This window comes from Massilia sp. Leaf139 (genome assembly GCF_001424165.1).
Classification (GTDB): domain Bacteria; phylum Pseudomonadota; class Gammaproteobacteria; order Burkholderiales; family Burkholderiaceae_D; genus Telluria.
The window spans coordinates 305,398-331,993 of the sequence record NZ_LMOJ01000023.1 but is presented as its reverse complement, the minus strand read 5'-3'; the positions used below and the strand labels follow the sequence as shown (position 1 = coordinate 331,993).

Annotated in this window: 22 protein-coding genes; 15 read left to right on the top strand and 7 right to left on the bottom strand. The window is 64.7% G+C overall.

From position 1 onward, the window contains the following. Positions 1 to 338: 338 nt before the first annotated feature. A complete protein-coding gene (locus ASF77_RS15625) occupies positions 339 to 1,361 on the top strand; it encodes a lysozyme inhibitor LprI family protein (protein ID WP_082493805.1) in 1,023 nt (340 codons plus the stop codon). A 12-nt stretch (positions 1,362 to 1,373) separates the two neighbouring features. Here ASF77_RS15625 and ASF77_RS15620 read toward each other — a convergent pair whose 3' ends face one another. Then, the gene (locus tag ASF77_RS15620; protein ID WP_056341132.1) at positions 1,374 to 3,338 is read right to left on the bottom strand and encodes a hypothetical protein; all 1,965 of its coding nucleotides are present in this window, start codon (positions 3,336 to 3,338) and stop codon (positions 1,374 to 1,376) included. Positions 3,339 to 3,340: 2 nt separating this feature from the next. Then, the gene (locus ASF77_RS15615; protein WP_056341130.1) at positions 3,341 to 5,131 is read right to left on the bottom strand and encodes a DEAD/DEAH box helicase; all 1,791 of its coding nucleotides are present in this window, start codon (positions 5,129 to 5,131) and stop codon (positions 3,341 to 3,343) included. 148 nt (positions 5,132 to 5,279) lie between these two features. On the opposite strand from ASF77_RS15615, the gene ASF77_RS15610 reads away from it, so the two are divergent. The 8 genes from ASF77_RS15610 (at position 5,280) to ASF77_RS15575 (ending at position 12,562) form a co-directional block, all read left to right on the top strand. After that, a complete protein-coding gene (locus ASF77_RS15610; RefSeq protein ID WP_056341129.1) occupies positions 5,280 to 5,825 on the top strand; it encodes a glutathione peroxidase in 546 nt (181 codons plus the stop codon). Between the two features lie 234 nt (positions 5,826 to 6,059). Then, positions 6,060 to 8,960 carry a monovalent cation/H+ antiporter subunit A gene (locus tag ASF77_RS15605; RefSeq protein WP_056341127.1) on the top strand — a complete coding sequence of 967 codons (2,901 nt, stop codon included), beginning with the start codon at positions 6,060 to 6,062 and terminating at the stop codon, positions 8,958 to 8,960. Between the two features lie 13 nt (positions 8,961 to 8,973). Continuing rightward, positions 8,974 to 9,318: a Na+/H+ antiporter subunit C gene (locus tag ASF77_RS15600; RefSeq protein ID WP_056341125.1), complete on the top strand. Its 345-nt coding sequence runs from the start codon at positions 8,974 to 8,976 to the stop codon at positions 9,316 to 9,318. Then, complete coding sequence (locus ASF77_RS15595; protein WP_056341267.1) at positions 9,318 to 10,967, top strand: monovalent cation/H+ antiporter subunit D; 1,650 nt, start codon at positions 9,318 to 9,320, stop codon at positions 10,965 to 10,967. The genes ASF77_RS15600 and ASF77_RS15595 overlap by 1 nt, the downstream gene beginning before the upstream one ends. Next, entirely contained in the window at positions 10,964 to 11,482 is a 519-nt protein-coding gene (locus tag ASF77_RS15590) for a Na+/H+ antiporter subunit E (RefSeq protein WP_056341123.1), read from the top strand. Before ASF77_RS15595 ends, ASF77_RS15590 begins: the two co-directional genes overlap by 4 nt. Beyond that, a complete protein-coding gene (locus ASF77_RS15585) occupies positions 11,466 to 11,744 on the top strand; it encodes a K+/H+ antiporter subunit F (RefSeq protein ID WP_056341121.1) in 279 nt (92 codons plus the stop codon). Before ASF77_RS15590 ends, ASF77_RS15585 begins: the two co-directional genes overlap by 17 nt. Beyond that, positions 11,741 to 12,145, top strand: coding sequence for a monovalent cation/H(+) antiporter subunit G (gene mnhG / locus ASF77_RS15580; protein WP_056341119.1), 405 nt, complete (start codon positions 11,741 to 11,743; stop codon positions 12,143 to 12,145). The genes ASF77_RS15585 and mnhG overlap by 4 nt, the downstream gene beginning before the upstream one ends. Positions 12,146 to 12,202: 57 nt before the next feature. Then, a complete protein-coding gene (locus ASF77_RS15575) occupies positions 12,203 to 12,562 on the top strand; it encodes a DUF1428 domain-containing protein (RefSeq protein ID WP_056341116.1) in 360 nt (119 codons plus the stop codon). A gap of 73 nt (positions 12,563 to 12,635) precedes the next feature. On the opposite strand, the gene ssb is transcribed toward ASF77_RS15575, so the two are convergent. Further along, positions 12,636 to 13,139, bottom strand: a complete 504-nt coding sequence (gene ssb, locus ASF77_RS15570) for a single-stranded DNA-binding protein (RefSeq protein ID WP_056341114.1) — start codon at positions 13,137 to 13,139, stop codon at positions 12,636 to 12,638. Positions 13,140 to 13,591: 452 nt separating this feature from the next. Between ssb and uvrA the strand changes: the two genes are divergently transcribed. The 3 genes from uvrA (at position 13,592) to ASF77_RS15555 (ending at position 17,647) form a co-directional block, all read left to right on the top strand. Next, positions 13,592 to 16,441: an excinuclease ABC subunit UvrA gene (gene uvrA, locus ASF77_RS15565; RefSeq protein WP_056341112.1), complete on the top strand. Its 2,850-nt coding sequence runs from the start codon at positions 13,592 to 13,594 to the stop codon at positions 16,439 to 16,441. Positions 16,442 to 16,656: 215 nt separating this feature from the next. Continuing rightward, positions 16,657 to 17,118 (top strand): DUF2214 family protein, encoded by a 462-nt coding sequence (locus ASF77_RS15560; RefSeq protein WP_056341110.1) that lies wholly within the window; start codon positions 16,657 to 16,659, stop codon positions 17,116 to 17,118. A gap of 46 nt (positions 17,119 to 17,164) precedes the next feature. Further along, positions 17,165 to 17,647, top strand: coding sequence for a hypothetical protein (locus ASF77_RS15555; RefSeq protein WP_200934187.1), 483 nt, complete (start codon positions 17,165 to 17,167; stop codon positions 17,645 to 17,647). Between the two features lie 211 nt (positions 17,648 to 17,858). On the opposite strand, the gene ASF77_RS15550 is transcribed toward ASF77_RS15555, so the two are convergent. Then, complete coding sequence (locus tag ASF77_RS15550) at positions 17,859 to 19,739, bottom strand: phosphoenolpyruvate carboxykinase (GTP) (protein ID WP_056341106.1); 1,881 nt, start codon at positions 19,737 to 19,739, stop codon at positions 17,859 to 17,861. Between the two features lie 341 nt (positions 19,740 to 20,080). On the opposite strand from ASF77_RS15550, the gene ASF77_RS15545 reads away from it, so the two are divergent. After that, a complete protein-coding gene (locus ASF77_RS15545) occupies positions 20,081 to 21,070 on the top strand; it encodes a D-2-hydroxyacid dehydrogenase family protein (protein ID WP_056341104.1) in 990 nt (329 codons plus the stop codon). 174 nt (positions 21,071 to 21,244) lie between these two features. Here the strand turns inward: ASF77_RS15545 and ASF77_RS15540 are convergent, their stop codons facing one another. After that, complete coding sequence (locus ASF77_RS15540; RefSeq protein ID WP_056341102.1) at positions 21,245 to 22,000, bottom strand: hypothetical protein; 756 nt, start codon at positions 21,998 to 22,000, stop codon at positions 21,245 to 21,247. Positions 22,001 to 22,137: 137 nt separating this feature from the next. Between ASF77_RS15540 and ASF77_RS15535 the strand changes: the two genes are divergently transcribed. Both ASF77_RS15535 and ASF77_RS15530 read left to right on the top strand, forming a co-directional pair. Next, positions 22,138 to 22,623: an asparaginase domain-containing protein gene (locus tag ASF77_RS15535; RefSeq protein ID WP_056341100.1), complete on the top strand. Its 486-nt coding sequence runs from the start codon at positions 22,138 to 22,140 to the stop codon at positions 22,621 to 22,623. Positions 22,624 to 22,711: 88 nt separating this feature from the next. After that, positions 22,712 to 24,313, top strand: coding sequence for a catalase (locus tag ASF77_RS15530; protein ID WP_056341098.1), 1,602 nt, complete (start codon positions 22,712 to 22,714; stop codon positions 24,311 to 24,313). A gap of 155 nt (positions 24,314 to 24,468) precedes the next feature. Here ASF77_RS15530 and ASF77_RS15525 read toward each other — a convergent pair whose 3' ends face one another. Both ASF77_RS15525 and dinB read right to left on the bottom strand, forming a co-directional pair. After that, complete coding sequence (locus ASF77_RS15525; protein WP_056341096.1) at positions 24,469 to 25,365, bottom strand: recombination-associated protein RdgC; 897 nt, start codon at positions 25,363 to 25,365, stop codon at positions 24,469 to 24,471. 86 nt (positions 25,366 to 25,451) lie between these two features. After that, complete coding sequence (gene dinB, locus ASF77_RS15520) at positions 25,452 to 26,465, bottom strand: DNA polymerase IV (RefSeq protein WP_056341094.1); 1,014 nt, start codon at positions 26,463 to 26,465, stop codon at positions 25,452 to 25,454. Positions 26,466 to 26,596: the final 131 nt, after the last annotated feature.

The window sequence follows — 26,596 nt, the reverse complement described above, 5'->3', positions numbered from 1 at the left end:
CCGTATGTTGGTTGGCGTCAAGAAGTGATGGGTGGCAATTCTACGCAAGGGAAACGCAATTTTTCTTTTCCGTACGGAAAAAATTTATGCGCGTTGCGTCACGTTCACAGTCGAAATTGCAAGCTGTTAGCAGAGCTTTATGGACTGTTTATGCTCTTGCACGGAAAAGTCGAAAAACGGGTTACCGAATGTAAAAATTCTTGTTGGAAACGAACAGCGCCGAGCGCCGCGCCATTGCTCGTGTCAACGCTGCGGAAAAATTGCGCCATCTCACCACCGCTCTCCAACGCCCACGGTAGCGTTAAAGCTTCCAACAGGAAACTTTTCAGGAGAAAGCGATGTCCCCTGCGTATTGGCCACTTTTGTTGTCGGGCTTGCTGATCGGCGCCGTCCAGGCGGCGCCTTACCCGAACGTGTATGGCGCGCCGCCCGAGGCGCTGCGCAGCAGCGACTGGTATCGCCAATGCCTGCGCGTGAAACACCTGAAGCCGGCGCCTGCCGACCAGTCCGCTGCCAAAGGGCGCTGCGATGCTTCGGCGCTGTACTACGACACCCTGAACCTGCCCGATGCCAGCAACGCCGACTGGCAGCGCGTGCATGCCTGCGCCGCCCGCACCGGGGCGCATGGGGTGTTGTTGATGCTGCATGCGAACGGCGCCGGCATGACGCCGCAGTTCGACTTGGCCATGAAGCACGCCTGCAGCATCCAGAGCCCCGTCGACGAAATGAAGAGCCGGGTGCAGCACCTGCGCCGCCGTGCCAGCGGCGACGACCGTGCGCCGATCGACGTCTGCGACGACGCCGCCGCCGACATGCGCGGCCAGTGTGCGGCGGTGCGCGGGCGCCAGCGCGACAAGTCGCGCAGCAGCGAACTGGCGGCCCTCACGCGCGGCTGGAATTCCAAGGAACAGCTGGGCCTGGAAATGGCAAGCAAGGCGGCGCAGTATTTCGCCCAGCACCGGGTCGACTACGAGACCGACGCCGGCAGCAGCGCCACCCGTTCGCTGCGGGTCGATGTCCAGGCGGCCGAACTCGACCAGTTCATGGATGACATCCTCGCCGCCGAGGCGGGCAAGGCGCCGCGCTACTCGGAAGCCGAGTTCGAGAGCCTGGAACAGAAGATGAACGCGACCTACCGCCAGTTCATGGTCAATCGTCCGGCGAGCAGCTCCTATCTCGGCACGATCCGCAAGACCGGCGTCGAGAAGGCGCAGCGCGCCTGGCTGGCCTACCGCGATGCGATGGAGTTATATGGGTCGATCCGCCATCCGCAGGTGCCCGGTTCCGGCTGGCGCGCCCAGCTCACCGCGCGCCGTTTAAAACAGCTGACGGAACTCGACAACGCCGCGGCCGGCAGGTAGTCAGCGACGCCGTCACGCTGCCCGAAACAGGGGCAGCACGTCGGCCGGCACCTCGTCAGTGCTGAGCAGCACCAGGCGATGGCTGGCGCGGGTCATCGCCATGTACAGCTTGCGCGCATCGAACTCGCGCGCACCTTCGCCTTCTTCGCGCGCCGCCAGCAGGCTCTCCATCCCCAGCAGGAACACGGCCCCGCCTTCGAGGCCGGTCGCCGTCTCCAGGTTCGCCAGGCGCAGGTAGTCGGGGCCATAGCCGTCGGGCGGCTCCTTCTTGTCCTTGTTCAGCCACCAGACGCGTTTCGCACCCAAAGCGCCGCACAGCCTCCGGTACAGCAGCTGCTTGGGCGTGTCGCTGCCGTAGATGACGAGAAAGCTCGACAGCGGCAGACCATGCTTGTCGACCAGCGCCACGATCTCGTTGACGGCGCGGTCGACCGCGTCCTGCGGGCTGTCGACGCGCAGCAGGATCGGCGCGGCGCCCTCTTCCATGCCGGTGAAGTCCGGCTCCAGGTAATGCTCGGGATCGGCCTGCACGGCGCGTGCCAGCAGGGTGCCGGCCGCGTGCAGGATGGCCTGCGTGGTGCGGTAGGAACGCAGCAGTTTTTTGGTACGCCCGGTCACGTCCAGGCCCGCGTTGCGCCAGCTGAGGCGGCTCTTCATGAAACCTTGGTTCGGGTCGGCGCACAGGAACAGGCGCCCTTTCGGCCGCAGCGCCAGTTTGACGGTGTGAAACCAGGACGGGGCGAAGAACTGGGCCTCGTCGACCAGGATGTGCTCGTATTTTTCCAGCGCGCCGTGACGGGGCGCGCGGCAGACCTCGTAAGCGACCGCGCTCCACATGCGCAGGCCGTCGGCGTGCAGGGCGCTGGTGACCGCCTCGAACAGCTGCCAGATCTCGCGCCGCTCGCGTGCGCGCAATGCGAAGCCGCGGCCGGCGCGGCTGGTGTCCATGTATTCGGCTTCGCTGGCGACCAGCATCTCGTTGAGGAAATCGAATTCCTCGATCAGCTGGCCCTCGCTCAGCTTCAGTTCCGGCCAGCGCCCGCGCAGATCCGCCACTAGCTGCGGCAGGTAGGCCGGGCCGTCCGGCAGCGCCAGCGGCGCCTGATACAAGCGGCGCCACTGGCGGTGGATCCAGGCCGAATAGGTCGTGATCTCGAGATTGGGCGGCAGGCTGCCGTGCGCGCGGTGCAGGCGTTCGCAGATGTCGGCCACGATCGGCGTGTTATGGATCAGGATCAGCACGCGCTCGCGCGGATGCATCTCGGCCAGCAGCAATGCGCGGCTGAGGGCGATCAGGGTCTTGCCGCTGCCGGCGACGCCGTTCACCAGGCGCACCGTCAGGTCGGTGGCGGCCTGCGCCTGCTCGTCCGGCAGCTCCAGGTCGAGCTTGCTGGCCCACTCCTGTTGCGGATCCAGGAACAGCCCGAGGCTGGCGCCATTGCTGCGCTTAAAACGCTTGCGCGCCACGCTGGGCAGCGGAATGCCGGACTCCGGGAAGAAGCGGGTGCGCAGCGCATCTTCCTCGCTTGGTGCCAGCGGCCGCTGCAGGGACGCCAGCCCGGCCGCACCACGCGCTAAAAAACGTTCGCGCGAGAGCAGGCGCAGCTTGGGCAGGTCGAGCTGGCGCGCCAGCACATCGACCTCCTCGTCGGCGCAAGCCCACAGCACCAGCAGCAGCGGCAGTGCATCCGGCAGCGCCGCGCGCCAGGCGGCCAGGGTCGCCTCGAAGGCGGCGCGGGTTTCGCTGGCGAACAGCCCGCTGGCGTCGAGCGCATCGAAGGGCAGCTCGATTACTGCCAGCGCCAGCCAGCCGCGCTCGGGGTGCTCGATGAAGAGATCCGGCGCCTCGTCCTGTGCACGCCCCTGTGCACGCAGGGGTTTGCGCACGATGCTGGCCTCGTCGAGCGCGTTCAGCACGCGGCGCTGCTGCAGCTGGCGGCCGCTGGCGCGCGTCCATTCGGGAATGAAGAGCGCCATCGCTAGCAGTCCATGCGGCGCGCCGCCGCCAGCAGGCCGCGGTACAGGCGCAAGTGATGCGCCATGCGCGCGTCATGGGAATCGAACTCCGGCGGCAGCTCGGGGCCGATGATGACCAGTTTCGTCATCGCCCGCGTCACCGACACGTTCAGGCGCTCGGGCTGGAAGAAGAAGTCGGCGATCGCCGCGAGGAAGCGCGGGTCGCCCGCGGCCAGGGTCAGGATGATCAATTCGCGCTCCTGGCCCTGCATGCGCTCGACGGTGTCGGCGACGATCGCCCGTGCCGTGTGCCAGCCGAAGCGCTCGGCCAGCGCGCTGCGCACCGTGCGGCCGTGGGCGCGAAAGGGCGTGACGATGCCGATCTCGCCCGGCGCCAGGCCGCCCTCGATGGCCGCCGCGCACAGGTCGGCAACGAGCTGCGCATCTTGATGGTTGCGGCTGCGCGCGCTGTCGTCCAGGGTCGGAATGAAGACCAGGCTGGCCGGGTCGCGCAGGACGGCGTCGAACGGATCGCCATCCTCGCGCGGACGCAGTTGCAGCTTGCGCTCGCGGTTGGGCCCGGCCGCGCGCAGGCGGCCCTGATAGAAGGCCTGGCTTGGCCAGGCGGTCAGTTCCGCGTTCAGGCGGTAGGTATCGGTCAGCATCACGCTGTCGACATTGTGCGCGGTGAGCTTGGCGAAGATGGAGCCGGGGATATCCTCCAGCACCGAGCGCGCCAGCAGCACCGGCGGCAGCTGCTTCTGGTCGCCGATGAAGACATAGCGCGCGCCGCGCCGCATCGCCATCAGCGCCAGCGGCAGCGTCACCTGGCTCGCTTCGTCGAACACGACGGTATCGAACTCGCAGTTTTCCAGTCCCTTGCCGCAGGTGGCGAAGGGCGTGGCGCCGACCACGTAGCCGCCGTCCATGGGACGGCCATGCCATTCGGCGAAGCTGGCGGCCAGGGTCACGCCCGGCACCAGGCTGTCGACCCCGGTCAGGCGCCCGATTTTCGCGGTGCGCACGCCCTCGCCTGCGATCTTGTTGAGCGCGTTGTTGATCGCCATGTGGGTGTGCGAGGTGACCAGCACCCGCTCGCCGCGTTCGACCAGCAGGCGCACGGCCAGCGCCAGCACGCGCGTCTTGCCGGTGCCGGGGGGGCCCTGGATGCAGGCCACCAGGTCGGCGGCGACGATCTTGCCGACCGCCTCGGCCTGGGCCGCGTTCAGGCCTGCGCGCAGGGCCAGGCTTTCCGCTTCCTCGAAATCGCGCGGATCGAATTCGTTGCTGATGCGTCCTTCGAGCAGCGGCATCAGGCAGCGGTGCGCGCGCGATGGCGGCATGGTCTGGCCGATGTCGTCGAGGACTTCCTTGTAATACTTGGTCAGGTCGAAATCGTCCGGATCGGCATAGCAGGGCGCGCCGCCAGCTTCCTTGACGACCCGCGCCGCCTGGCCCAGGCGCAGCAGCCAGCGCCCTTCCTCCTCGGCCTCGAACACGGCGCCGCGCGCGAGCATGGCGTCGAAGGGCGAGCCGCCATGCAGGCAGACCAGGTCGCCCTTGCGAAAGCGCGATTCGTAGCCGCCCACATAGGCCCAGGCCGTTCCTTTCTCGGGGCCCGCCTCCAGGCGCAGGAACTGCTGGCTCAGGCCCTTGGCCAGGCGATCGTGCAGCGGCTGCTGCCAGACCTCGTAGAGCTTCTGCTGCGCCGCCTCGCGTTCGCGCGCGACGAACTCGCGCAGGCCATGGAGCAGGCGCGCCTGGCGGCGTGCGCACTCGGCACTGGCAATGGCTCGATGGTCGTCCTGCGTCATGGGTGGCTCGTCCTTGTGAAGAGAGGCTTATAAGGGCCGCGGGCGGCGCCGTCAAGCGCTGCCGCGCAAGCCGTTTTCCGCCCGGCGCCAGCAGGCATGCGCCATGCGGAGTAGGATAGCCATTTCCGCAACCATGAGGATCGCCTCCATGAGCACCCTGTTCGATATCCCGCTGCATCGCCTCGAAGGCCAGGACGCCACCCTCGGCGAATACCGCGGCAAGGTCATGCTGATCGTGAACGTCGCATCGCAATGCGGCCTGACGCCACAATACGCCGGCCTGGAAAAGCTGTTCGAGCAGTACGAAGAACGCGGCCTCGTCGTCCTCGGCTTTCCCTGCAACGATTTCGGCGCCCAGGAACCGGGCAGCGAGGCAGAGATCGCCGATTTTTGCCAGCGTAATTACGGCGTGCGCTTCCCGATGTTCGAAAAGGTCGAGGTCAACCGCGAGGGACGCCACCCGCTCTACCGCGAACTCGTCGCCGCCCAGCCGCAGGCGCGGCAAGCGCCCGGCAGCAGCTTCGGCGACAAGCTCGCGCAGCACGGCCTGAGCCCGAAGAACCCGTCCGACGTGATGTGGAATTTCGAGAAATTCCTGGTCGGCCGCGACGGCCAGGTAGTGGCCCGCTTCGCCCCCGACGTCAAGCCGGACGACCCGGCGCTGGTGGCCGCGATCGAGGCCGCGCTGGGCTGAAACGAAGGCGATCGGGGCGGATTGCACCCGCCCTGCCCGGCTAACGCGTTGCCGTCCTTGCCACAAACCCGGTAAAGTAGACCAGGTTTGAGTCCGGAACCTTGTGGAGGCACGCGTGAACAACAGTATTAATGCCGCAGCACCACGCCGCTTGCTGCCCGCCACCGACCTGCGCGCGCAGTGCGCCTGCCCGCGCGCCGCCACGCCTCCGCCGCCGCGTTCCGGATAAGGCCGATGCTCTCGCTGCTCGTCGTTCTCCCCTTCCTCGGCGCCCTGGTCGCCGCCTGCATGCCGACCGGGTCGCGCAACCGCCCGGCGGCGGTGGCCGGCGCAGTCACGCTGGCGGCGCTGATATTGGCCATCGGCGCCTTCGGCCGGGTGAGCGAGGGCGAGATCCTGCGCGAGCACTACGCCTGGCTGCCCGACCTGGGACTCGACCTGGTGCTGCGCATGGACGGCCTGGCCTGGCTGTTCACCGTCATGGTGCTCGGCATCGGCCTGCTGGTGCTGCTGTATGCGCGCTACTACATGTCGCGGCGCGACCCGGTGGCGCGCTTTTTTGCCTACATGCTCGCCTTCATGGGCTCGATGCTCGGGGTTGTCCTGTCGGGCAACCTGATCCAGCTGGTCGTGTTCTGGGAACTGACCAGCGTGACCTCCTTCCTGCTGATCGGCTACTGGCAGCACCGCAACGACGCCCGCCGCGGCGCGCGCATGGCATTTACGGTGACCACGGCCGGCGGCCTGTGCCTGCTGGCCGGCGTGCTGATCCTCGGCCATATCGTCGGCAGCTACGACCTCGACGCCGTATTGAAAGCGGGCGAGCGGGTGCGCGCCCACGCCCTCTACCTGCCGGCGCTGGTGCTGGTGGCCCTCGGCGCCCTCACCAAGAGCGCGCAATTCCCCTTCCACTTCTGGCTGCCGCACGCGATGGCGGCGCCGACGCCGGTCTCCGCCTTCCTGCATTCGGCGACCATGGTCAAGGCCGGCGTGTTCCTGCTGATCCGCTTCTGGCCGACCCTGTCCGGCACCGACGAATGGACGTGGATCCTGGGCGCGGCCGGCGTCTGCACCCTGCTGATCGGCTCCTTGTTCGCCATCTTCCAGAACGACATGAAGGGGCTGCTGGCCTATTCGACCATCAGTCACCTGGGCCTGATCGTGACCCTGCTCAGCATCGGTACGCCCTTGTCGGTGGTAGCGGCCGTGTTCCACACGATGAACCACGCCGTGTTCAAGGCCTCGCTGTTCATGGCGGTCGGGATCATCGACCACGAGACCGGCACGCGCGACATGCGCCAGCTGCGCGGCCTGGGCAAGGCCATGCCTTATACGGCCGCGCTGGCCATCGTCGCCAGCGCCGCCATGGCCGGGGTGCCGCTGCTGAACGGTTTCCTGTCGAAGGAGATGTTCTTCGCCGAGACTATGCTCGTGGGCGGCACCGAGGACTGGTCGATGTCGTATGCGGCGGTGGCCATGGGCGTGTTCAGCGTGGCCTATTCGCTGCGTTTCATCAGTGTGTTCTTCGGGCGGCTGTCCGACGACCTGCCGCACGCTCCACATGAGCCGCCGCGCTGGATGCGCTTTCCGGTCGAATGCCTGGTGGTGCTGTGCATCGCGGTCGGCGTGATGCCCGAGCGCGCGGTGGGCGAAGTGCTGGCGGTGGCGGCGAACGCCGTGCTGGGCCCGGCCCTGCCCGAATACGATCTCGGCATCTGGCACGGTGTTAACTTGCCGCTCCTGATGAGCGCGGCGGCGCTGGCCGGCGGCCTGCTGTTCTACGTGCTGCTGCGGCGCTATGCCGGCCTGGCCGAGCGCGAGCGCGTGCCGGTGCTGTACCGCCTGAACGGCGCCCAGGCCTACGAGAACAGCTTGTTGGCGCTGGCCCAGGCGGCGACCTGGCTGGTGCGCTGGACGAGTACGCGGCGCCTGCAATTGCAGCTGCTGGTGCTGATGGTGGCGATGGTGCTTGTGCCGCTGCTGCTGGTGCGGCCATTGCCGGCGCTGCCGCCGCTGCGCGTGACCGATCTCGACCCGCTGTTCGCCCTGCTGTGGCTGATCGGCGCGGCCTGCGCCCTGGGCGCGGCCTACCAGGCCAAGTACCACCGCCTGGTGGCGCTGCTGCTGGTGGGCGGCACCGGCGTCGTCACCAGCCTGACCTTCCTGTGGATGTCGGCGCCGGATCTGGCGCTGACCCAGCTGATGGTCGAAACCGTGACCACGGTCTTGATCCTGCTCGGCCTGCGCTGGCTGCCGCCGCGCTTCGCCCCGCCCGGCCTGGCCGCACGCATCCCGGCCAGTAGCTGGCTGCGCCGCGGGCGCGACGGCACCGTCGCCGTGGCCGGCGGCCTGGGGCTGGCCGCCGCCACCTACGCCTTGCTCGCCACAAAACCGCCCGCCACCATCAGCGACTTCTTCCTCGAACGCGCGCTCACCGAGGGCGGCGGCGCGAACGTCGTCAACGTGCTGCTGGTCGACTTCCGCGGCTTCGACACGATGGGAGAAATTACGGTGCTGTCGATCGTGGCGCTGACGGTGTACGCGCTGCTGCGCCGCTTCCGCCCGGCGCCGGAAAGCGTCGCCATCCCCGTGCAGCAGGCCAGCGACGTCGATCCGGCGGCGACGCAGACGCCGGCCCGGCAGGCGAGCAGCGGCTACCTGATGATCCCGGCCGTCTACCTGCGCTTCCTGCTGCCCTTCATGGGCATCATCGCCGTCTACTTCTTCATGCGCGGCCATAACCTGCCGGGCGGCGGTTTCGTGGCCGGCCTGATCTTCGCCACCGCGATCATCGTCCAGTACATGGTGGCCGGCACCGACTGGGTCGAGTCGCAATTGCGCCTGCGTCCGCACCGCTGGATCGCCTGGGGCCTGCTCACCGCCTGCGGCACGGGCCTGGGCGCCTGGCTGTTCGGCTACCCCTTCCTCACCAGCCATACCGCGCACCTGACCCTGCCGCTGCTGGGCGAGATCCACGTGCCGAGCGCCTTCGTGTTCGACCTCGGGGTGTTCCTGGTGGTGGTCGGCACGACCATGCTGATCCTGGTCGCGCTGGCGCACCAGTCGCTGCGCAGCCACCGCGCCCCGCCCGGCGCCACGCGCGGCACCATCCCGCCGGCCAAGGAGATCGCATAATGGAAGCCGCTTAATGGAAGCTGTTCTTTCGCTCGCCATCGGCATCGTCTTCGGCGCCGGCATCTGGCTGCTGCTGCGCCCGCGCAGCTTCCAGGTGCTGACCGGCCTGATGCTGATGTCGTATGCCGTCAACCTGTTCATCTTCATCATGGGCCGCGTCTGGCTCGACCAGCCGCCCTTCACGCCGGCCGGCAGCAAGATCGACCCCAGCGTGCTGGCCGATCCGCTGCCGCAGGCGCTGGTGCTGACCGCGATCGTGATCGGCTTCGCCACCACGGCCTTGTACCTGGTGGTGATGATCGGCGCGCGCGGCATGACCGGCACCGACCATGTCGACGGCGAGGAGCCCGAAGTATGATGGCGCAACAACTCGCCCAACACTTGGTTATTCTGCCGGTGCTGCTGCCGCTGGTGGTAGGCGCGCTGCTGGTGCCGCTGACCCAGGGCCGCCACCATCTGAAATTCGCGCTCAGCTATGCTTCGGTGCTGGGCCTGTTGATCACGGCGCTGGCATTGATGGTAGATGCCGACGGCGGCGCCTGGCCCGATGGCATCGGCGTCTACCTTGCCGCCAACTGGGCCGCGCCTTTCGGCATCGCCCTGGTGGCCGACCGCCTGGCGGCCCTGATGCTGCTGCTGACAGCCGTGCTGGCGCTGGCCGCGCTGCACTTCGCGATGCAGCGCTGGAGCCGGATCGGGGTGCACTTTCACTCGCTGTTCCAGTTCCTGCTGATGGGGATCAACGGCGCCTTCCTGACCCACGACCTGTTCAACCTGTTCGTGTTCTTCGAGGTGATGCTGGCCGCCTCGTATGGCCTGGTACTGCACGGCTATAACGCCGAGCGCCTGCGCGCCAGCATGCAGTACATCGCCGTGAATCTGGCCGCGGCCCTGCTGTTCCTGCTCGGTACGGCCCTGATCTACGCCACCACCGGCACCCTGAACATGGCCGATCTCGCCGTGCGCATCGCCGCCATCGGCCCGGACGAAGTTGGCTTATTAAAAGTCGGCGTGGCGACCCTGGCGCTGGCCTTCCTGGTAAAAGGCGCGATGTGGCCGCTCGGGTTCTGGCTGCCGACCACCTATGCTGCCGCTTCTCCGCCGGTGGCCGCGATGCTGGTCTTGATGACCAAGGTCGGCGCCTATGTCGTTCTGCGCCTGTGGCTGCTGCTGTTCGGCGACGATGCGGGCCTGGCTGCCGGCTTCGGCTACGACGCCCTGGTCTGGGGCGGCATGGCCACTATCGTCTTTGGCGCGGCCGGCATGCTCGCGAGCGACAGCGCCGGGCGCATGGCCGGCTACAGCGCCGTGGTCTCCTCGGGCACCCTGCTGGCCGTGATCGGCTATGGCCAGCCCTCGCTGGTGACGGCCGGCCTGTACTACCTGATTGGCTCGACGCTGGCGGTGGCGGCATTTTTGCTGCTGATCGAACTGATCGACCGTATCCGCACCCCGGGCGCGGCGATACTGGCGCTGACCATGGAAGCCTGGGTGGTCGAAGACACCCCCGACGAGCCGCGCGGCAAAGGCGTGCCGGCCGCGATGGCCTTCCTCTCGCTCGCCTTTGCCGCCTGCGCGCTGATGATCGCCGGCCTGCCGCCGCTGTCCGGTTTCGTGGCTAAGTTCAGCATGTTTCATGCGCTGCTCAATCCGCCATTGAGCGGCAGTGGCAGCGGTGCCATCGGCGCCACCGGCTGGACATTGATGGCGCTGGTGATCGTCTCCGGCCTGATCGCCGTGATCTCGATGCTGCGCTTCGGCGTGCGCACCTTCTGGGCCGCCGAGATCGTCGCGCCGCCGCGCCTGCACCTGTCGGAAGTGGCGCCGATCACGGCCCTGCTGCTGATCTCGCTGGCGATGACGGTGCAGGCGCGCCCGCTGTTCGACTATCTCGGCCGCGCCAGCGCCGACCTGCACGACAGCGGCAAGTACGCACGGCGGGTGCTGGCAGAGCCACCGGTAGCTAAGCCCAGCAGCGGCCCGACGAGCGGCAAGGAGACGCCATGAGCCGCTGGCTGCCTTACCCCATCGTATCGCTGGCGCTGTGCGCGCTGTGGCTGCTGCTGAACCAGGCCTTCGATGTTGCCAGCATCCTGCTCGGCGCCGTGCTCGGCATCGCCGTGCCGCCCCTGGTGCGGCGCCTGCAGCCGCTCGGCTACCCGCGCCTGCGCGCGCCCGCCACCCTGTTGCGGCTGCTGGGCATGGCCTCGGTCGAGATCGTCCGCTCCTGCTTCAACGTCTGCCGCATCATCCTGTTCGCCAACCATGCGAACGTGAAATCCGAATTCATCCTGATCCCCCTGACCATGCGCGACCCGTATGGCCTGGCCATGCTGTCCTGCCTGATCAACATGACGCCGGGCACGGTCTGGGTCGAGATCCTGCCCGAACGCCACGAACTGTCGCTGCACGTGTTCGACCTGCACGACGAACAATGGTGGATCGACACCATCAAAACGCGCTACGAGCGCCCCCTGATCGACATCTTTGAAACGGAGCGTACCCGTGGCGACCTTGCTTGAACTCTCGATCGGCTATGCGCTCGTCTGCGTGCTGGTGGCGATGCTGCTGTGCGCGCTACGCCTGCTGCTTGGCCCTTCCGCCCACGACCGCGTGCTGGCGCTCGATACGCTGTGGATGTCGGGCATGCTGCTGGCCCTGGTGCTGGGCATCCGCTTCGGCACGCAAGTCTATTTCGAGGTGGCGGTGCTGATCGCCTTGGTCGGCTTCGTCTCCACGGTGGCGCTGGCGAAATTCCTGATGCGCGGGGAGATCATCGAATGAACGGCATCGCCGCATTGCCCGCCTGGGCCGCGCTGGTCGTCGCGCTACTGCTGTTCCTCGGCGCCTCGATCATCCTGATCGGTGCCCTCGGGCTGCTGCGCCTACGCACCTTTTACCAGCGCATCCACGGCCCGGCCATCACCATCACGCTCGGCGCCGGTTGCATCCTGATCGCCTCGATGGTCTACTTCACGGTGGCGCAGTCGCGCCTGGTTGTGCACGAGGTGATCATTTCCGTCTTCCTGTTGATGACGGCGCCGGTGGTGTCGATGCTGATCATGCGCGCCGCGGTCTACCGCGACCTGCGCGCCAGGAAGAACAATTCTGGCGCCACGGCGGGCGGGGTCTACACGATCGTCGAGGAGGAAACGGCGGCCAGTCCGGCGCCGGGCAAAGAATAGGACGGATTTTTATCGCTTCATCGAGGTCTCATCGGTATTCAACCCAAGGAGAATGTCATGGCCTATGTCGATGGTTTTGTGATTCCGGTTCCAAAGAACAAGCTCGATGCCTACCTGGACATGGCGCGCCAATGCGCCACGATCTGGCGCGACCACGGCGCCCTCGAATTTCGCGAGTGCGTCGCCGATGACGTCAAGCCGGGTCAACTGACCTCGTTTCCCCAAAGCGTGCAGTTGAAAGAAGACGAAGTCGTGATTTTTTCCTGGATCGTCTACGAGTCGCGCGCCAAGCGCGACGAAGCCAACGACAAGGTCATGAACGATCCGCGCATGGCCGAGTTCATGAAGCCCGAGAACATGGCCTTCGACGGCAAGCGCATGATTTATGGCGGCTTCGAGATGCGGGTCGATAAATAGGTGTAGAAGGGGGACGTAAAAAAACCCGCAAGCAAGTTGCGGGTTTTTTGATGTGCTGCGACCTGGCGATCGATCAGAACGGGATGTCGTCATCCATGTCCGAGAAGTTCGGCGCCGGACGCTGCGGCTGCGGGCGTGCTGCCGGGGCCGGTGGCGCCTGGCGTGGGGCCTGCTGGCGCTGCGGTGGCGCGTCGTAGCCGCCGCCGTCGTCCATGCCCATGTCGTTGCCGCCGCCCATGCCGGAACGGCCGCCCAGCATCTGCATGTTTTCAGCGACGATGTCGGTGGCGTAACGCTCGATGCCGTCCTTGTCGGTGTACTTGCGGGTCTGCAGGCGGCCCTCGACGTAGACCGACGAACCCTTCTTCAGGTATTGGCCGACGATCTCGGCCAGGCGGCCGAAGAACGAGATGCGGTGCCATTCGGTCAGCTCTTTCTGCTCGCCGGTGTTGCGATCCTTCGACTTGAACGAGGTGGCGACCGCGATGTTCGCGATGGCGTCGCCGCTCGGCATGTAGCGGATTTCCGGATCGCGGCCGAGGTTGCCGACGATGATGACCTTGTTAACTGATGCCATGATGTTGCTCCTTCAGGATGATGTAAGCCCTGGCTCTGCACTCTGTCTAAGCGCCAGGGAACTGGTAATGCAGCACGATATTATGGGGCCGAACTGCCGGCTTATAAAGAACATTTTATTGGTCTCACTCAGCCTTTCGAGCGGCGCAAAACAGACGAATCGCGGTCGTCGTCGCCCGTCGGCAGCGCCCGTAAATTTATTTTCGGATTCTGAACGGTTTGCCATTGAAGCCGGCAGCAAACGGCCCACTTACGACAGACCGGGGTATTGTCGATTTCCGCTGGCGTGCCGGGACGGCATGGCAAATGCCATCGCTGGTACACCATAGTACTGGATGAATGTACAGCCGTCATAAAAACGCGCTACACTAGCAGATTCCCCTCGATTGGCCCGCCCAACGCGACAGTATCGTGCGTGGCCCCGCAAAACTTATTGAAAGCCTGCCAAATTTAATGGAAGAAATTCGTATTCGTGGTGCCCGCACGCACAACCTGAAAAACATCAATCTCGACCTGCCGCGCAACAAGCTGATCGTAATTACCGGCCTGTCGGGCTCGGGTAAATCCTCGCTTGCCTTCGACACCTTGTATGCCGAAGGCCAGCGCCGCTACGTCGAATCGCTGTCGGCTTATGCGCGCCAGTTCCTGCAACTGATGGAAAAGCCGGACGTCGACCTGATCGAGGGGCTGTCGCCGGCGATTTCGATCGAACAAAAGGCGACCTCGCACAATCCGCGCTCGACGGTGGGCACCGTGACCGAAATCCACGACTACCTGCGCCTGCTGTACGCGCGCGTCGGTACGCCCTATTGCCCGGATCACCCGCACGAGCCGCTGGCGGCGCAGACCGTCTCGCAGATGGTCGACTCCGTGCTGGCCATGCCGGAAGGCACCAAGCTGATGATCCTGGCACCGGTCGTGGCCGGCCGCAAGGGCGAACACAGCGATCTGTTTGCCGCGATGCAGGCGCAAGGTTTCATCCGCTTCCGCATCCAGAGCGGCGTCAACGCGGCCAAGATCTACGAGATCGACGAGCTGCCGAAGCTGAAGAAGACCGAAAAGCATTCGATCGACGTCGTCATCGACCGTGTCAAAGTCAACCCGGAAATCAAGCAGCGCGTGGCCGAAAGCTTCGAGACGGCGCTGCGCCTGGCCGACGGCCGCGCCGTCGCCTACGAGATGGACACGGAAAAAGAAACCGTGTTCTCCAATAAATTCGCCTGCAATGTCTGCGGCTATTCGCTGCAGGAACTCGAGCCGCGCCTGTTCTCGTTCAACAACCCGATGGGCGCCTGCTCGCAGTGCGACGGCCTTGGCCACATCGAGTTCTTCGATCCGAAGCGCATCGTCGCCTTCCCGAACCTGTCGCTCGCTTCCGGCGCCGTGAAGGGCTGGGATCGCCGCAACCAGTTCTATTTCCAGATGCTGTCGAACCTGGCGGCGCACTACGAGTTCGACCTCGACAAACCCTTCGAGCAGCTGCCGAAGCCTGCTCAGGATGCCGTGCTGTTCGGTTCCGGTAAAACGGCGATTCCGTTCACCTATGTGAACGAGCGCGGCCGCACCGTGATCCGCGAGCACACCTTCGAAGGGGTGGTCAACAACCTGCAGCGCCGCTATCGCGAGACGGATTCGATGGCGGTGAAGGAAGAACTCGCCAAATTCATCAACGAGAAGAAGTGCCCGGCCTGCGACGGCGCGCGTCTGCGCACCGAAGCGCGTTTCGTGAAAATCGGCCAGGGCGCGCAGCAGCGCGCGATCTACGAGGTGTCCGACAAGCCCTTGCGCGACACGCTGGAATTCTTCGAGACCCTGCAGCTGACCGGCGCCAAGAAGGAAATCGCCGAGCGCGTCATCAAGGAAATCACGGCGCGCCTGAAATTCCTGAACAACGTCGGCCTCGACTACCTGTCGCTCGACCGCAGCGCGGACACCCTATCGGGCGGCGAAGCGCAGCGCATCCGTCTGGCGTCGCAGATCGGTTCCGGTTTGACCGGCGTGATGTACGTGCTCGACGAGCCCTCGATCGGCCTGCACCAGCGCGACAACGACCGCCTGATCGCGACCCTGAAGCACCTGCGCGACATCGGCAACAGCGTGCTCGTGGTCGAGCACGACGAGGATGCGATCCGCACCGCCGACTACATCGTCGACATGGGCCCGGGCGCGGGCGTGCACGGCGGCCAGATCATCGCCGAAGGCACGCTCGACGAAATCATGGCAAACGAGCACTCGGTGACGGCCCAGTACCTGGACGGCCGGCGCAAGATCGTGGTGCCGAAGAAGAGAACGCAGTCGAATCCCGAGCGCCAGCTGGTGATCACGAATGCGACGGGTAACAACCTGAAAGGCGAAACCTTGCGCTTGCCGGTCGGCCTGATGACCTGCATTACCGGGGTCTCGGGTTCCGGTAAATCGACGCTGATCAACGACACCCTGTACCCGGCCCTGTCGCGCCATCTGTACGGCTCGCAGACGGAACCGGCGCCGCACGATGCAATCTTCGGCCTGGAACACTTCGATAAAGTGATCTCGGTCGACCAGGCGCCGATCGGCCGCACGCCGCGCTCGAACCCGGCGACCTACACCGGCCTGTTCACGCCGATCCGCGACCTGTTCGCGACGGTGCCGACGGCCAAGGAACGCGGCTATTCGGCCGGACGCTTCTCGTTCAACGTCAAGGGCGGCCGCTGCGAAGCCTGCCAGGGCGACGGCGTGATCAAGGTCGAGATGCACTTCCTGCCGGACGTGTACGTGCCTTGCGACGTCTGCCACGGCAAGCGCTACAACCGCGAGACCCTCGAGGTGCACTACAAGGGCAAGAGCATCACCGAAGTGCTGGAGATGACGGTCGAAGACGCGCACGAGTTCTTCAAGCCGGTGCCGGTGATCGCGCGCAAGCTGCAGACCCTGCTGGACGTGGGCCTCGGCTACATCAAACTGGGGCAAAGCGCGACGACCTTGTCGGGTGGCGAGGCCCAGCGCGTCAAGTTGTCGCTGGAACTGTCGAAGCGCGATACGGGCCGTACCCTGTACATCCTGGACGAGCCGACCACCGGCCTGCACTTCGCCGACATCGACCTGCTGCTGAAGGTGATCCACCGCTTGCGCGACCAGGGCAACACGCTCGCCATCATCGAGCACAACCTGGACGTGATCAAGACCGCGGACTGGATCGTCGACCTGGGGCCGGAAGGCGGCGCCGGCGGGGGCAAGATCGTCGCGACCGGTTCGCCGGAAGAGGTGGCGGAGAATCCGGCCAGTGTGACGGGCAAGTATCTGGGGCCGCTGTTGAAGCAGTAAGCTTCATGTATCGCTGAGAAAAGGCAGAGCCGCGGCTCTGCCTTTTTTGCTTTTGGATGTTGTAGGGTGGGCACTCGTGCCCACGCGGTACACAGGTTGAGTAGCCGAAACACCGCCGCGAGAACGCAAGCGCTGAATCCGCGTGGGCACAAGTGCCCACCCTACGATTCAGATGCGCTACAGTGGAACCACCCTCCACTGCTCAGCGAACCATCATGACCGACTTCCTGCTCGCCAGCATCCACCACCTGATCGTCTTCGGCCTCGCCGCCGTGCTGGCCGCCGAACTGGCCCTCATGCGCCCGGCCGCCATGTCGCCGCACACCGTCAAGCTGCTGGGGCGTTTCGACGCCGCCTACGGAGCGCTGGCGCTGGCGATCCTCGCCGCCGGGTTCGTGCGCGTGTACTACGGCGCCAAGGGGCCGGACTTCTACTTCCACAACCATGCGTTCTGGGGCAAGATGGCCACCTTCGCCGTGGTCGGCCTGGTGTCGATCCCGCCGACCCTGCGCATCGCGGCCTGGAAAAAGGCGGCCAGGCATGACGCCGCCTTCGTGCCGCCGCTGGAGGAAGTCAATAAGGTGCGCCGCCTGCTGCTGATCGAGATCCACGTGTTCGCGCTGATCCCGATCTTTGCCGCGGCCATGGCGCGCGGCGTCGGCTACGGTGCCGGCTGAAGCCCGGGGTTCATATTCAGACTTCAAAAGAAAAGCAGAGAGGGTCATGACAATGCGCTTACTCATCATGGGCAATTCAGGTTCCGGCAAGTCCTACCGGGCACGCGCGCTCGCGCAGCAACATGGGCTGGCGCACCTGGATCTCGACACCATCGTCTGGGAACCCGGCCAGATCGCCGTGCCGCGCGCACCGGACGCGGTACGCGCCGACTTGCTCGCCTTCGTCAGCGGGCACGATGCCTGGGTGGCGGAAGGCTGTTATGGCGAGCTGGTGGAAGCGGCGCTGCCCTACTGTTCCGAATTGACGTTCATGAATCCGGGGCGCGCGGTGTGCCTGGAGAACAACCGCAAGCGGCCGTGGGAGCCGCACAAGTATGCGTCGATGGAGGCACAGCAGAGCAAGCTGCAGTTTTTGCTGGAATGGGTGGGCGGATACTACGAGCGCGACGATGCGATGTCGTATGCCTGCCACCGGCGCGTGTTCGATGGGTTTGGTGGAAAAAAGACCGAAGTAACGCTGCTGGAGTAACCCGATCTTGTAGGGTGGGCTCCGCCCACGCGGATACGGCCTGTGCGAACTCGCGGCCTTATTTCCACTATTCAGGCGATGATCCCGCGTGGGCAGAGCCCACCCTACGAAAACCGGCAGCGCAAACAGCGCCACAAAAAAAGGGCAGCACCCCACGGCGCTGCCCTTTCTTACGCGCAGCCGTTTTCAAACGGCCGCCCTCCTCAGAAACTTACTGCGCCAGCTGCTGTTCCAGCTTCGCTTTCGTGTTCACCAGCTCTTGCGGCAGGTGGTACGACAGCTTCTCGAACAGCTCGGTGTGCAGTTTCAGCTCTTCGCGCCAGGCGTCCTGGTCGATCGAGGTGATCTGCTTGAACTGCGCTTCGGTGAACTCCGTGCCTTCCCAGTTCAGGTCGCCGTAGTTCGGCGAGGTGCCGAACAGGTGCTGGGTGCCGGCGCCGGCCTGGCCTTCGGCACCGCTATTGCTACGGTCGAGGATCCACTTCAGCACGCGCATGTTCTCGCCATAACCTGGCCAGACGAAATTGCCCGACTCGTCGGTGCGGAACCAGTTGACGCAGAAGATCTTCGGCAGTGCGGCGCCGCCCTTGGCTTCGACTTTCTTGCCGAGATCCAGCCAATGCTGGAAGTAATCGCTCATGTTGTAGCCGATGAACGGCAGCATCGCGAACGGATCGCGGCGCACGACGCCCATCTGGCCGGCGGCGGCGGCGGTCGTTTCCGAACCCATGGTCGCGGCCATGTAGACGCCTTCGACCCAGTTATTCGCTTCGGTGACCAGCGGCACGGTGGTCGAGCGGCGGCCGCCGAAGATGAAGGCCGAGATCGGCACGCCGGCCGGATCGTCCCAGGCCGGATCGATCACCGGGTTCTGGGTCGCGGCGACGGTGAAGCGGGCGTTCGGGTGGGCGGCCTTGGTGCCCGATGCCGGCGTCCAGTCCTTACCCTGCCAGTCGATCAGGTGCGCAGGCGCCTCTTTCGTCATGCCTTCCCACCAGACGTCGCCGTCGTCGGTCAGGGCGACGTTGGTGAAGATGACGTTCTCGCGCAGCGAGGACATGCAGTTCGAGTTGGTCTTGTCGTTGGTGCCCGGGGCGACGCCGAAATAGCCCGCTTCCGGGTTGATGGCGTACAACTTGCCGTCGGCGCCCGGCTTGATCCAGGCGATGTCGTCGCCGATGGTCGTGACTTTCCAGCCGTTGAACGAGGTCGGCGGGATCAGCATGGCGAAGTTGGTCTTGCCGCAGGCCGAAGGGAAAGCGGCGGCGACGTATTGCTTGTCGCCTTGCGGAGACTCGACGCCGAGAATCAGCATGTGTTCGGCCAGCCAGCCGGTGCCGCCTTGCTGGGCTTCCTGGTAGCCCATGTTCGAAGCGATACGCAGCGCGAAGCATTTTTTACCGAGCAGCGCGTTGCCGCCGTAGCCGGAACCGTAAGACCAGATCTCGCGGGTTTCCGGATAGTGGACGATGTATTTGGTGTTGTTGCATGGCCATGGCACATCCTTCTGACCATGCACCAGCGGCATGCCGACCGTGTGCACGCATGGCACGAACTCGCCGTCCGCACCCAGCACGTCGTACACGGCCTTGCCCATGCGCGTCATGATGCGCATGTTGACGGCGACATAAGGGGAGTCGGACAGCTCGACGCCGATGTGGGCGATGGGCGAACCCAGCGGGCCCATCGAGAACGGCACCACGTACATCGTGCGGCCGGCCATGCAGCCGTCGAACAGGCCGTTCAGGGTCGTGCGCATTTCGGCCGGGTCGGTCCAGTTATTCGTCGGGCCAGCCTGCTCTTTGGTAGCCGAGCAGATATAGGTGCGGTCTTCGACGCGCGCCACGTCCGACGGGTCGGATTGGGCCAGGTAGGAATTCGGACGCAGGGCAGGATTCAAACGCTTCATCGTGCCGGCTTCGACCATCTGGGCGCACAGGCGGTCGTACTCTTCTTCCGAGCCGTCGCACCAGTAGATGGCGTCAGGCTTGGTCAGGGCGGCGATGTCCGCCACCCAATTGATGAGCTTCTGGTGTTTGACGTGGTCTGGGACGTTCAGGGCGGCGACACCGCTCATCACGGGCTGGTTCATGGTACCTCCAACAATTAAGAATTCTGTATGGTTCCGGCACGGCAGGATCGTCGCAGAGTTCCGGGACTGGATGCAGTCCCTGGCGCCAGGGGAGCGGCGGTACGGCGGTCGTGTCGGCGGCCCCGGTGGCGAGGCGGTGGAACGGTGAAGCCGGGGCTGATATACACTTCGGTGCTGTCAAACCCTTAATAATCGGCCGATTGTACACCCCCCAAACGGCGATTCAAGCTCTTCGAATCGAAAAATGTAGGAAATATAGTTGACTATTGTAGTGGGCTACTTCGATTCGCCGGGAACGCGTTATTCCTTTACGTGCTCATCCATAACTTCGCGCAACTCCGATGAAAATTGCCATTCTTGACGACTACCAGAACGCCGTGCCGTGTCTCGCCTGTTACAAAATATTGGACGGTCACGAGGTCAAAGTGTTCAATAATTCCGCGCGCGGCCTCGGCCAGCTGGCGATCCGCATGGCGTCCTATGACGCCCTGGTACTGATCCGCGAGCGCACGATCCTGTCCGCCGCCCTGCTGAGCAAAGTGCCGAACCTGAAACTGATCTCGCAAACGGGCAAGGTCAGCGGACATATCGACGTCGCCGCCGCCACGGCGCGCGGCATCGCCATCGCCGAGGGAACCGGTTCGCCCACCGCCCCGGCCGAATTGACCTGGGCGCTGATCATGGCGGCCAGCCGCAAGATCGTTCCCTATGCGAACAACCTGAAAGAAGGGATGTGGCAGAGCGCCTCCGTGAATCCCCAGCTCAACGGACTGGGCCGGGTATTGCACGGGCGCACGCTGGCGATCTGGGGCTACGGCAAGATCGGCAAGCTGCTGGCCGGCTACGGCCGCGCCTTCGGGATGCGGGTGCTGGTCTGGGGCAGCGAGGCCAGCCGCGCCGCGGCGCTGGCCGACGGCTTGGATGCCGCCGCTTCGCGCGAGGCGTTCTTTGCCGAGGCCGATGTGCTGAGCCTGCACCTGCGCCTGGCCGACGCCACGCGCGGCATCGTCACCGGCGCCGACCTGGCGCGCATGAAGCCGGACGCCCTATTCGTGAACACGAGCCGGGCGGAACTGGTGGAAACGGGCGCGCTGGAAGCGGCCCTGCACGCCGGACGGCCGGGCATGGCGGCGCTGGACGTTTTTACAGATGAGCCGCTGCCAGCTGACGCGCCGCTGCTGCGGATTCCGACGGTGCTGGCGACGCCGCACCTGGGGTATGTCGAGCAGGAGAGTTACGAACTGTATTTCAGGGCGGCGTTCGAGAACATCGTGCAGTTCGCGGCAGGCAAGCCGACGAACATCCTGAATCCAGAGGTGTTGCAGGAGTAGTCGAGGCCAATGGCCTCGACTACGGGTTCACTGGGCATGCCCGCGTGCAATTGCGCATCGTCGTGGAATGCATGAGCGAACAATGGTCATCGTTCCGCGTGGGCATGCCTACCCTACGTGATGCCGCTGCTAACCAAAAAATTAACGAAACAGGAAACGGTTTAGTTGAATGCGTCAGCGCAGTTCCGGCTCGCCCGTCAGATTGATCTTCTTCGCCGGCATCACGTGGGAGCGCGTCCACAGCCCTGCCCAGCCCGGCGGCCAGCCGATCTCGGGACCGGCATAGGCCGGCAAGCCGGCGCGCACGGCCACCACCGGCACCGGCGGCGCGTTGATCAGGCCGCCACCGGGGGGACGCTCGATGTTCAGGCTGTACATATAGCCCGGCAGCAGCGCGTCGCAGGTGGCGGCGAACCAGGCCGTGTGATCCTCGTCGCGTCCCAGCGCCTGGGCCAGGCCTTGCGGATCGAATTTCGCCAGCGCGTGGATCAGTTCCTCGGTACTGGCGCCGGGCGTATCTCCCCATCCCATGACCGGATTGTTGTTGTACTCGGCGCCCGATCCATACCAGCCTTCGCGCCAGGAACGCTGCATCCAGTTGCGCTGGCCGGTGAACAGATGCCAGCGCCAGTGCAGGCCCGAGGGCTTGGGCCAGGAATACAGATACAGTTTCTGGTAACCGGCCTGGTGCAGTTCGCGCACGACGGCCATCAGGCGCGCATGCGGCATGCGGTCGGGCGGCGCGCGCCGGAACAGGATCGGCTCGCCATCGGCATGCTGCACTTCGTCGCTCGACAAATTCAGGTCGAGCGTGCGCGCTTCGTTGCCGAAGCGGGCGGAAATCCAGCCCGTCAGCAGGTTGACATGGGTGATCACGCCATAGCCACGATGACGGTGAAAAATAACGGTTCCTGGAGCAACGGCTTTCATGAAATTCTTAGGGCTTGCCCTTGGTAAAAGGTCAGTCTACTCATCCGATCCGGTCGATTCTAGCGTAGTCACATATGGATACACTACGGTTTGACGCTATGATGTTCCACCTTTTTTTACTGCGTGTATAAACCGATATGACTTTGCGACTCATCGCCACGGGCGGCACCTTCGACAAACACTACAACGAGCTGAACGGCGTGCTCGGCTTTTCCGATAGCCACATGCCCGACGTCCTCAAGCGCGCGCGCCTGACGATTCCGGTCGAACTGGAAGTGCTGCCGCTGCTCGATTCGCTCGACATGCAGGACGTTGACCGCGCGCGCATCCTCGCGTCCTGCCAGGCCGCAAGCGAAAAGGCGATCGTCATCGTCCACGGCACCGATACCATGCCGCAGACGGCCGCCGTGCTCGGCGCGGCAAACCTCGGCAAGACGGTCGTCCTGACCGGCGCCATGATCCCCTACGAGATCGCCAATTCCGACGCCCTGTTCAACCTCGGCTTCGCCTGCGGCGTGGCGCAAACGCTGGCCCCTGGCGTGTATGTCGGCATGAACGGCCAAGTATTCGCCTGGGATAATGTGACCAAGAATCGCGCCGCCGGCGTGTTCCAGCCGCTGTAAGCTCCACGATTCCACAGGGCAGCAGCGCGCTGCCCTTCCATAGAACTTCCTATACTTTTCTCTCCACGCACCGAGAGGAGAGTTGCAAATGTCTGACCGTCCAATTTTAACGACGCGCCAGGGCCATCCCGTCCGTGACAACCAGTCCTTGCGTTCGGTCGGCGAGCGCGGCCCGGCCACGCTCGAAAACTACCAGTTCATCGAGAAGATCACCCACTTCGACCGCGAGCGCATCCCCGAGCGCGTCGTGCATGCGCGCGGCACCGGCGCCCACGGCTATTTCGAAGCCTATGGCAAGATCGGCGACGAGCCGGCATCCAAATACACGCGCGCCCGCGTACTCAACGAGACCGGGGTGCAGACGCCCGTGTTCGTCCGTTTCTCGACCGTCATCGGCGGCAAGGATTCGCCGGAAACGGCGCGCGACCCGCGCGGCTTCGCCGTGAAACTGAAGACGGTCGAGGGCAACTGGGATCTGGTCGGCAACAATTTAAAGGTGTTCTTCATCCGCGATGCGATCAAGTTCCCGGACATGATCCACGCCTTCAAACCGGATCCGGTAACGAACCAGCAGGAAGCCTGGCGCTTTTACGATTTCGTCGCCAATTCGCCGGAAGCGCTGCACATGGTCACCTGGGTGAAAAGTCCCTGGGGCATCCCGGCAAATTACCGCGAGATGGAAGGCTCCGGCGTCAACACCTATAAATTGATCAACGACGAGGGCGTGGCCCACCTGGTGAAATTCCACTGGCAGCCGCGCCAGGGCGTGCGCAACCTCACCGCGGCCCAGGCGGCCGAGATCCAGGCGCACGACACCAGCCACGCCACCCGTGACCTGTACGATGCGATCGAGCGCGGCGATTATCCGGAGTGGGAATTCTGCGTGCAGATCATGGCCGACGGCGAGCATCCCGAGCTCGACTTCGACCCGCTTGACGACACCAAGCGCTGGCCGGAAGACCAGTTCCCGCTGCTGCCCGTGGGGCGCATGGTACTCGACCGCAATCCGGAGAATGTGTTTGCCGAGACGGAGCAGTCGGCCTTCGGCACCGGCGTGCTGGTCGACGGCATCGATTTTTCGGACGACAAGATGCTGCAGGGCCGCACCCTGTCCTATTCCGACACCCAGCGCTACCGCGTCGGCCCGAATTACCTGCAGCTGCCGATCAACGCACCCCAGGAACGGGCGCGCCCGCGCACCAACCAGCGCGACGGCCAGATGACGTATATCGTCGACGATAGCGGAGAAAACCGCCACATCAACTACGAGCCGAGCCTGCTGGGAGGCACCCAGGAAGCCCCGAAGCCGGCGCGCGACTACCACCAGTACGTCGAGGGCCACCTGGGCCGCTACCAGACCACCAACACCCGCGCCGACTACCAGCAGGCGGGCGACCGCTACCGGACGTTCGAGGATTGGGAACGCGACGAGCTGGTGAACAATGTCGGCGGCGACCTGAAGGGATGTCCGGAAGTCGTGCAGCTGCGCATGGTCTGGCACCTGTGGCATTGCGACGAGGACTACGGCCGCCGCGTGGCGCAAGTCGCCGGCATCGACCTCGAAAAGGCGAAGGCGCTGCCGCCGCTGCCGGGCAAGCCGGCACCGCACGAGAACCGCCAGGGTGCGACTTATACGGATGGAAAAAGTGAGGAGCCGGCCACCAGCGATGAGGTGGCAAGCGCGAAGTAAAGCGCCAATGCAAAACGGATCCGAGCGGATCCGTTTTACGTAGCGTGGACAGGTTCTCCGTCCAAGCGTTCAAGCAGCGGATGATCAGCCCGCGACGAGCTGGTTCAGGTGTTCGCTGAACGCGTGGACGGCGGAGCCGTCCACCCTACAAAATCTTAGGCCTTGGCTTCGCCGCCCAGCGCGTCGACCACGTCGGCCAGCAATTTCGCCAGCTCGCCGGTCATCAGCATCATGTCGTTGTCGAAACGTTCGTCGTCGCTGTGGGTGACGGCGCCGCCTTCGTTAATGACGTCCAACGGCTTGATGCCCTTGATCGCCAGCGATTCGGTCAGCACGAAGCTGACGCGGCTGTTCCAGGTCATCGCCAGGCGGGTGCACTGCTTACCCGCGGCGATGTGGCGGCGGATGTCTTCCGGATCAAGCGAATGTTTTACGTAACGCACGGCGGCGCGGCTTTCGCCGGTGGCGCGCAGTTCGGTGTCCTGGTCGATCGTGAAGTTATAGGGCGCTTCGTCCGATTCCAGCCAGCCGGTCATCACGGCGACCGGCGAGCGCTGCACGCGCAGCGATTCGAGCGGCATGCGATCCACGCCTTTAAGCAGCAGTTTCACCACGTCGTCGGCCTTGGCCGGGCTGGCGGCGTCGACCACTAACCAGCCATTGACCGGGTCGATCCAGGTAAACGTGTTGCTGCGGATGGTGAATGCGCGCGGCAGCAGTTCGTCGGCCACGCGTTCCTTCAATTCTTTCATCGCCTTTTTACCAGGCGGGAAACCCTGCTGCTCTTCCAGTTCGGCAGCCTTGGCCTTGGCGACCTGGTTGATCACCGAGCTCGGCAGCAGCTTCTTTTCGGTGCCCAGCATCATCAGCATCTGCTTGTTGACGACGTGAACCAGACCACCGTTCGGGCGCGGGGTGTCCCAGCCCTGACGCAGCAATTCGTTGCTGTTAGCGGGCGTAAACGCCATCGGCGCGAGCGCCTCTTCCATCTGTTCAGGCGTAAAAGCCCAGGGTGCAGGCAGGCGGTAAATCTGAAGATTCTTGAACCACATAGTTGCTTTCTGTTGTCTCAGTATTTCAGGGGAACGACATTCTACACGTTGCTGTCGCCGTATTTTCACGTGGCAACAACAACGTTTTAATGTGTTGCGTGTTCGTCAAACAGGCTCAGTTGTTCGACATGTTCGGTGTCGCCCAGGCGCACGCCGACGCCCAGCAGGCGCACCGGGCGGCTGGCGCGCAGCCAGCCGGTTTCCATCAGGCGGGCAAAAGTAGGCAGGTGCGGCGCATAGCCGACGCACTCGACGGTGGTCTGCTGGAAGTCCGCGAATTTGATTTTCACGAACAGTTTATTGATGAATTTTTCGGCACCGGCGCGCTTGATGCGGCCGAGCAGGTGTTCGTATAAGTCGGGCAGCAGCGTCAGGCAGGCCGGCAAATCCGGCACGTCGTTGGTGTAGGTCTCCTCGGTGCTGACCGATTTGCGTTCGCGCTCGGCGCTGACCTCGCGGTTGTCGATGCCGCGGCACAGGTCGTGCAGGCGCGCGCCGAAACTGCCGAAGTGGTGCTGCAGCTCCTGCATCGTCCAGCCGCGCAGGTCGGCGCAGGTCTGCGCGCCCAGTTTATTCAGTTTCGCCGCCGTGACCTTGCCGACGCCGTGCAGCTTTTTCACGGGCAGCGCCGCCACGAAGGCATCGACTTCTTCCGGGCGCACCAGGAACAGACCGTCCGGCTTGTTCCAGTCGCTGGCGATTTTCGCGACGAACTTGTTCGGCGCCACGCCGGCCGAGGCGGTGATGCCGACGGTCTCGAAAATGCGCTGGCGGATCTCCTGGGCGATCAGGGTGGCGCTGCCCTTGCAGTGCGGCGAATTCGAAACGTCGAGATAGGCTTCGTCGAGCGACAGCGGTTCGACCAGCTCCGTGTAGTCGGCGTAGATCTCCATGATCTGGCGCGAGGCGATCCGGTATTTTTCCATCGCCGGCGGAATCACCAGCAGTTCCGGGCACAGCTTCATGGCCTGGGCGGTGGCCATCGCCGAATGGATGCCGTAGCGGCGCGCCTCGTAATTGCAGGTCGCCACCACGCCGCGCTGGTCGGGACGGCCGCCGACGGCGAGCGGACGCCCGCGCAGGGACGGATCGTCGCGCATCTCGACCGACGCATAGAAGCAGTCGCAATCGCAATGGATGATTTTACGTGCGGGGGCGTTCACTCTGGCGGCGGCCGGGGCCGACTACTGTAATTCCGTACAGTATCTCGTCAATTGGCTTTCCGTGCAAG

Coding starts and splice junctions, on each gene's coding strand:
- ASF77_RS15625 (WP_082493805.1), top strand. CDS start 339: ATGTCCCCTGCGTATTGGCCACTTTTGTTGTCGGGCTTGCTGATCGGC.
- ASF77_RS15620 (WP_056341132.1), bottom strand. CDS start 3,338: ATGGCGCTCTTCATTCCCGAATGGACGCGCGCCAGCGGCCGCCAGCTG.
- ASF77_RS15615 (WP_056341130.1), bottom strand. CDS start 5,131: ATGACGCAGGACGACCATCGAGCCATTGCCAGTGCCGAGTGCGCACGC.
- ASF77_RS15610 (WP_056341129.1), top strand. CDS start 5,280: ATGAGCACCCTGTTCGATATCCCGCTGCATCGCCTCGAAGGCCAGGAC.
- ASF77_RS15605 (WP_056341127.1), top strand. CDS start 6,060: ATGCTCTCGCTGCTCGTCGTTCTCCCCTTCCTCGGCGCCCTGGTCGCC.
- ASF77_RS15600 (WP_056341125.1), top strand. CDS start 8,974: ATGGAAGCTGTTCTTTCGCTCGCCATCGGCATCGTCTTCGGCGCCGGC.
- ASF77_RS15595 (WP_056341267.1), top strand. CDS start 9,318: ATGGCGCAACAACTCGCCCAACACTTGGTTATTCTGCCGGTGCTGCTG.
- ASF77_RS15590 (WP_056341123.1), top strand. CDS start 10,964: ATGAGCCGCTGGCTGCCTTACCCCATCGTATCGCTGGCGCTGTGCGCG.
- mnhG (WP_056341119.1), top strand. CDS start 11,741: ATGAACGGCATCGCCGCATTGCCCGCCTGGGCCGCGCTGGTCGTCGCG.
- ASF77_RS15575 (WP_056341116.1), top strand. CDS start 12,203: ATGGCCTATGTCGATGGTTTTGTGATTCCGGTTCCAAAGAACAAGCTC.
- ssb (WP_056341114.1), bottom strand. CDS start 13,139: ATGGCATCAGTTAACAAGGTCATCATCGTCGGCAACCTCGGCCGCGAT.
- uvrA (WP_056341112.1), top strand. CDS start 13,592: ATGGAAGAAATTCGTATTCGTGGTGCCCGCACGCACAACCTGAAAAAC.
- ASF77_RS15560 (WP_056341110.1), top strand. CDS start 16,657: ATGACCGACTTCCTGCTCGCCAGCATCCACCACCTGATCGTCTTCGGC.
- ASF77_RS15555 (WP_200934187.1), top strand. CDS start 17,165: ATGACAATGCGCTTACTCATCATGGGCAATTCAGGTTCCGGCAAGTCC.
- ASF77_RS15550 (WP_056341106.1), bottom strand. CDS start 19,739: ATGAACCAGCCCGTGATGAGCGGTGTCGCCGCCCTGAACGTCCCAGAC.
- ASF77_RS15545 (WP_056341104.1), top strand. CDS start 20,081: ATGAAAATTGCCATTCTTGACGACTACCAGAACGCCGTGCCGTGTCTC.
- ASF77_RS15540 (WP_056341102.1), bottom strand. CDS start 22,000: ATGAAAGCCGTTGCTCCAGGAACCGTTATTTTTCACCGTCATCGTGGC.
- ASF77_RS15535 (WP_056341100.1), top strand. CDS start 22,138: ATGACTTTGCGACTCATCGCCACGGGCGGCACCTTCGACAAACACTAC.
- ASF77_RS15530 (WP_056341098.1), top strand. CDS start 22,712: ATGTCTGACCGTCCAATTTTAACGACGCGCCAGGGCCATCCCGTCCGT.
- ASF77_RS15525 (WP_056341096.1), bottom strand. CDS start 25,365: ATGTGGTTCAAGAATCTTCAGATTTACCGCCTGCCTGCACCCTGGGCT.
- dinB (WP_056341094.1), bottom strand. CDS start 26,465: ATGCGCGACGATCCGTCCCTGCGCGGGCGTCCGCTCGCCGTCGGCGGC.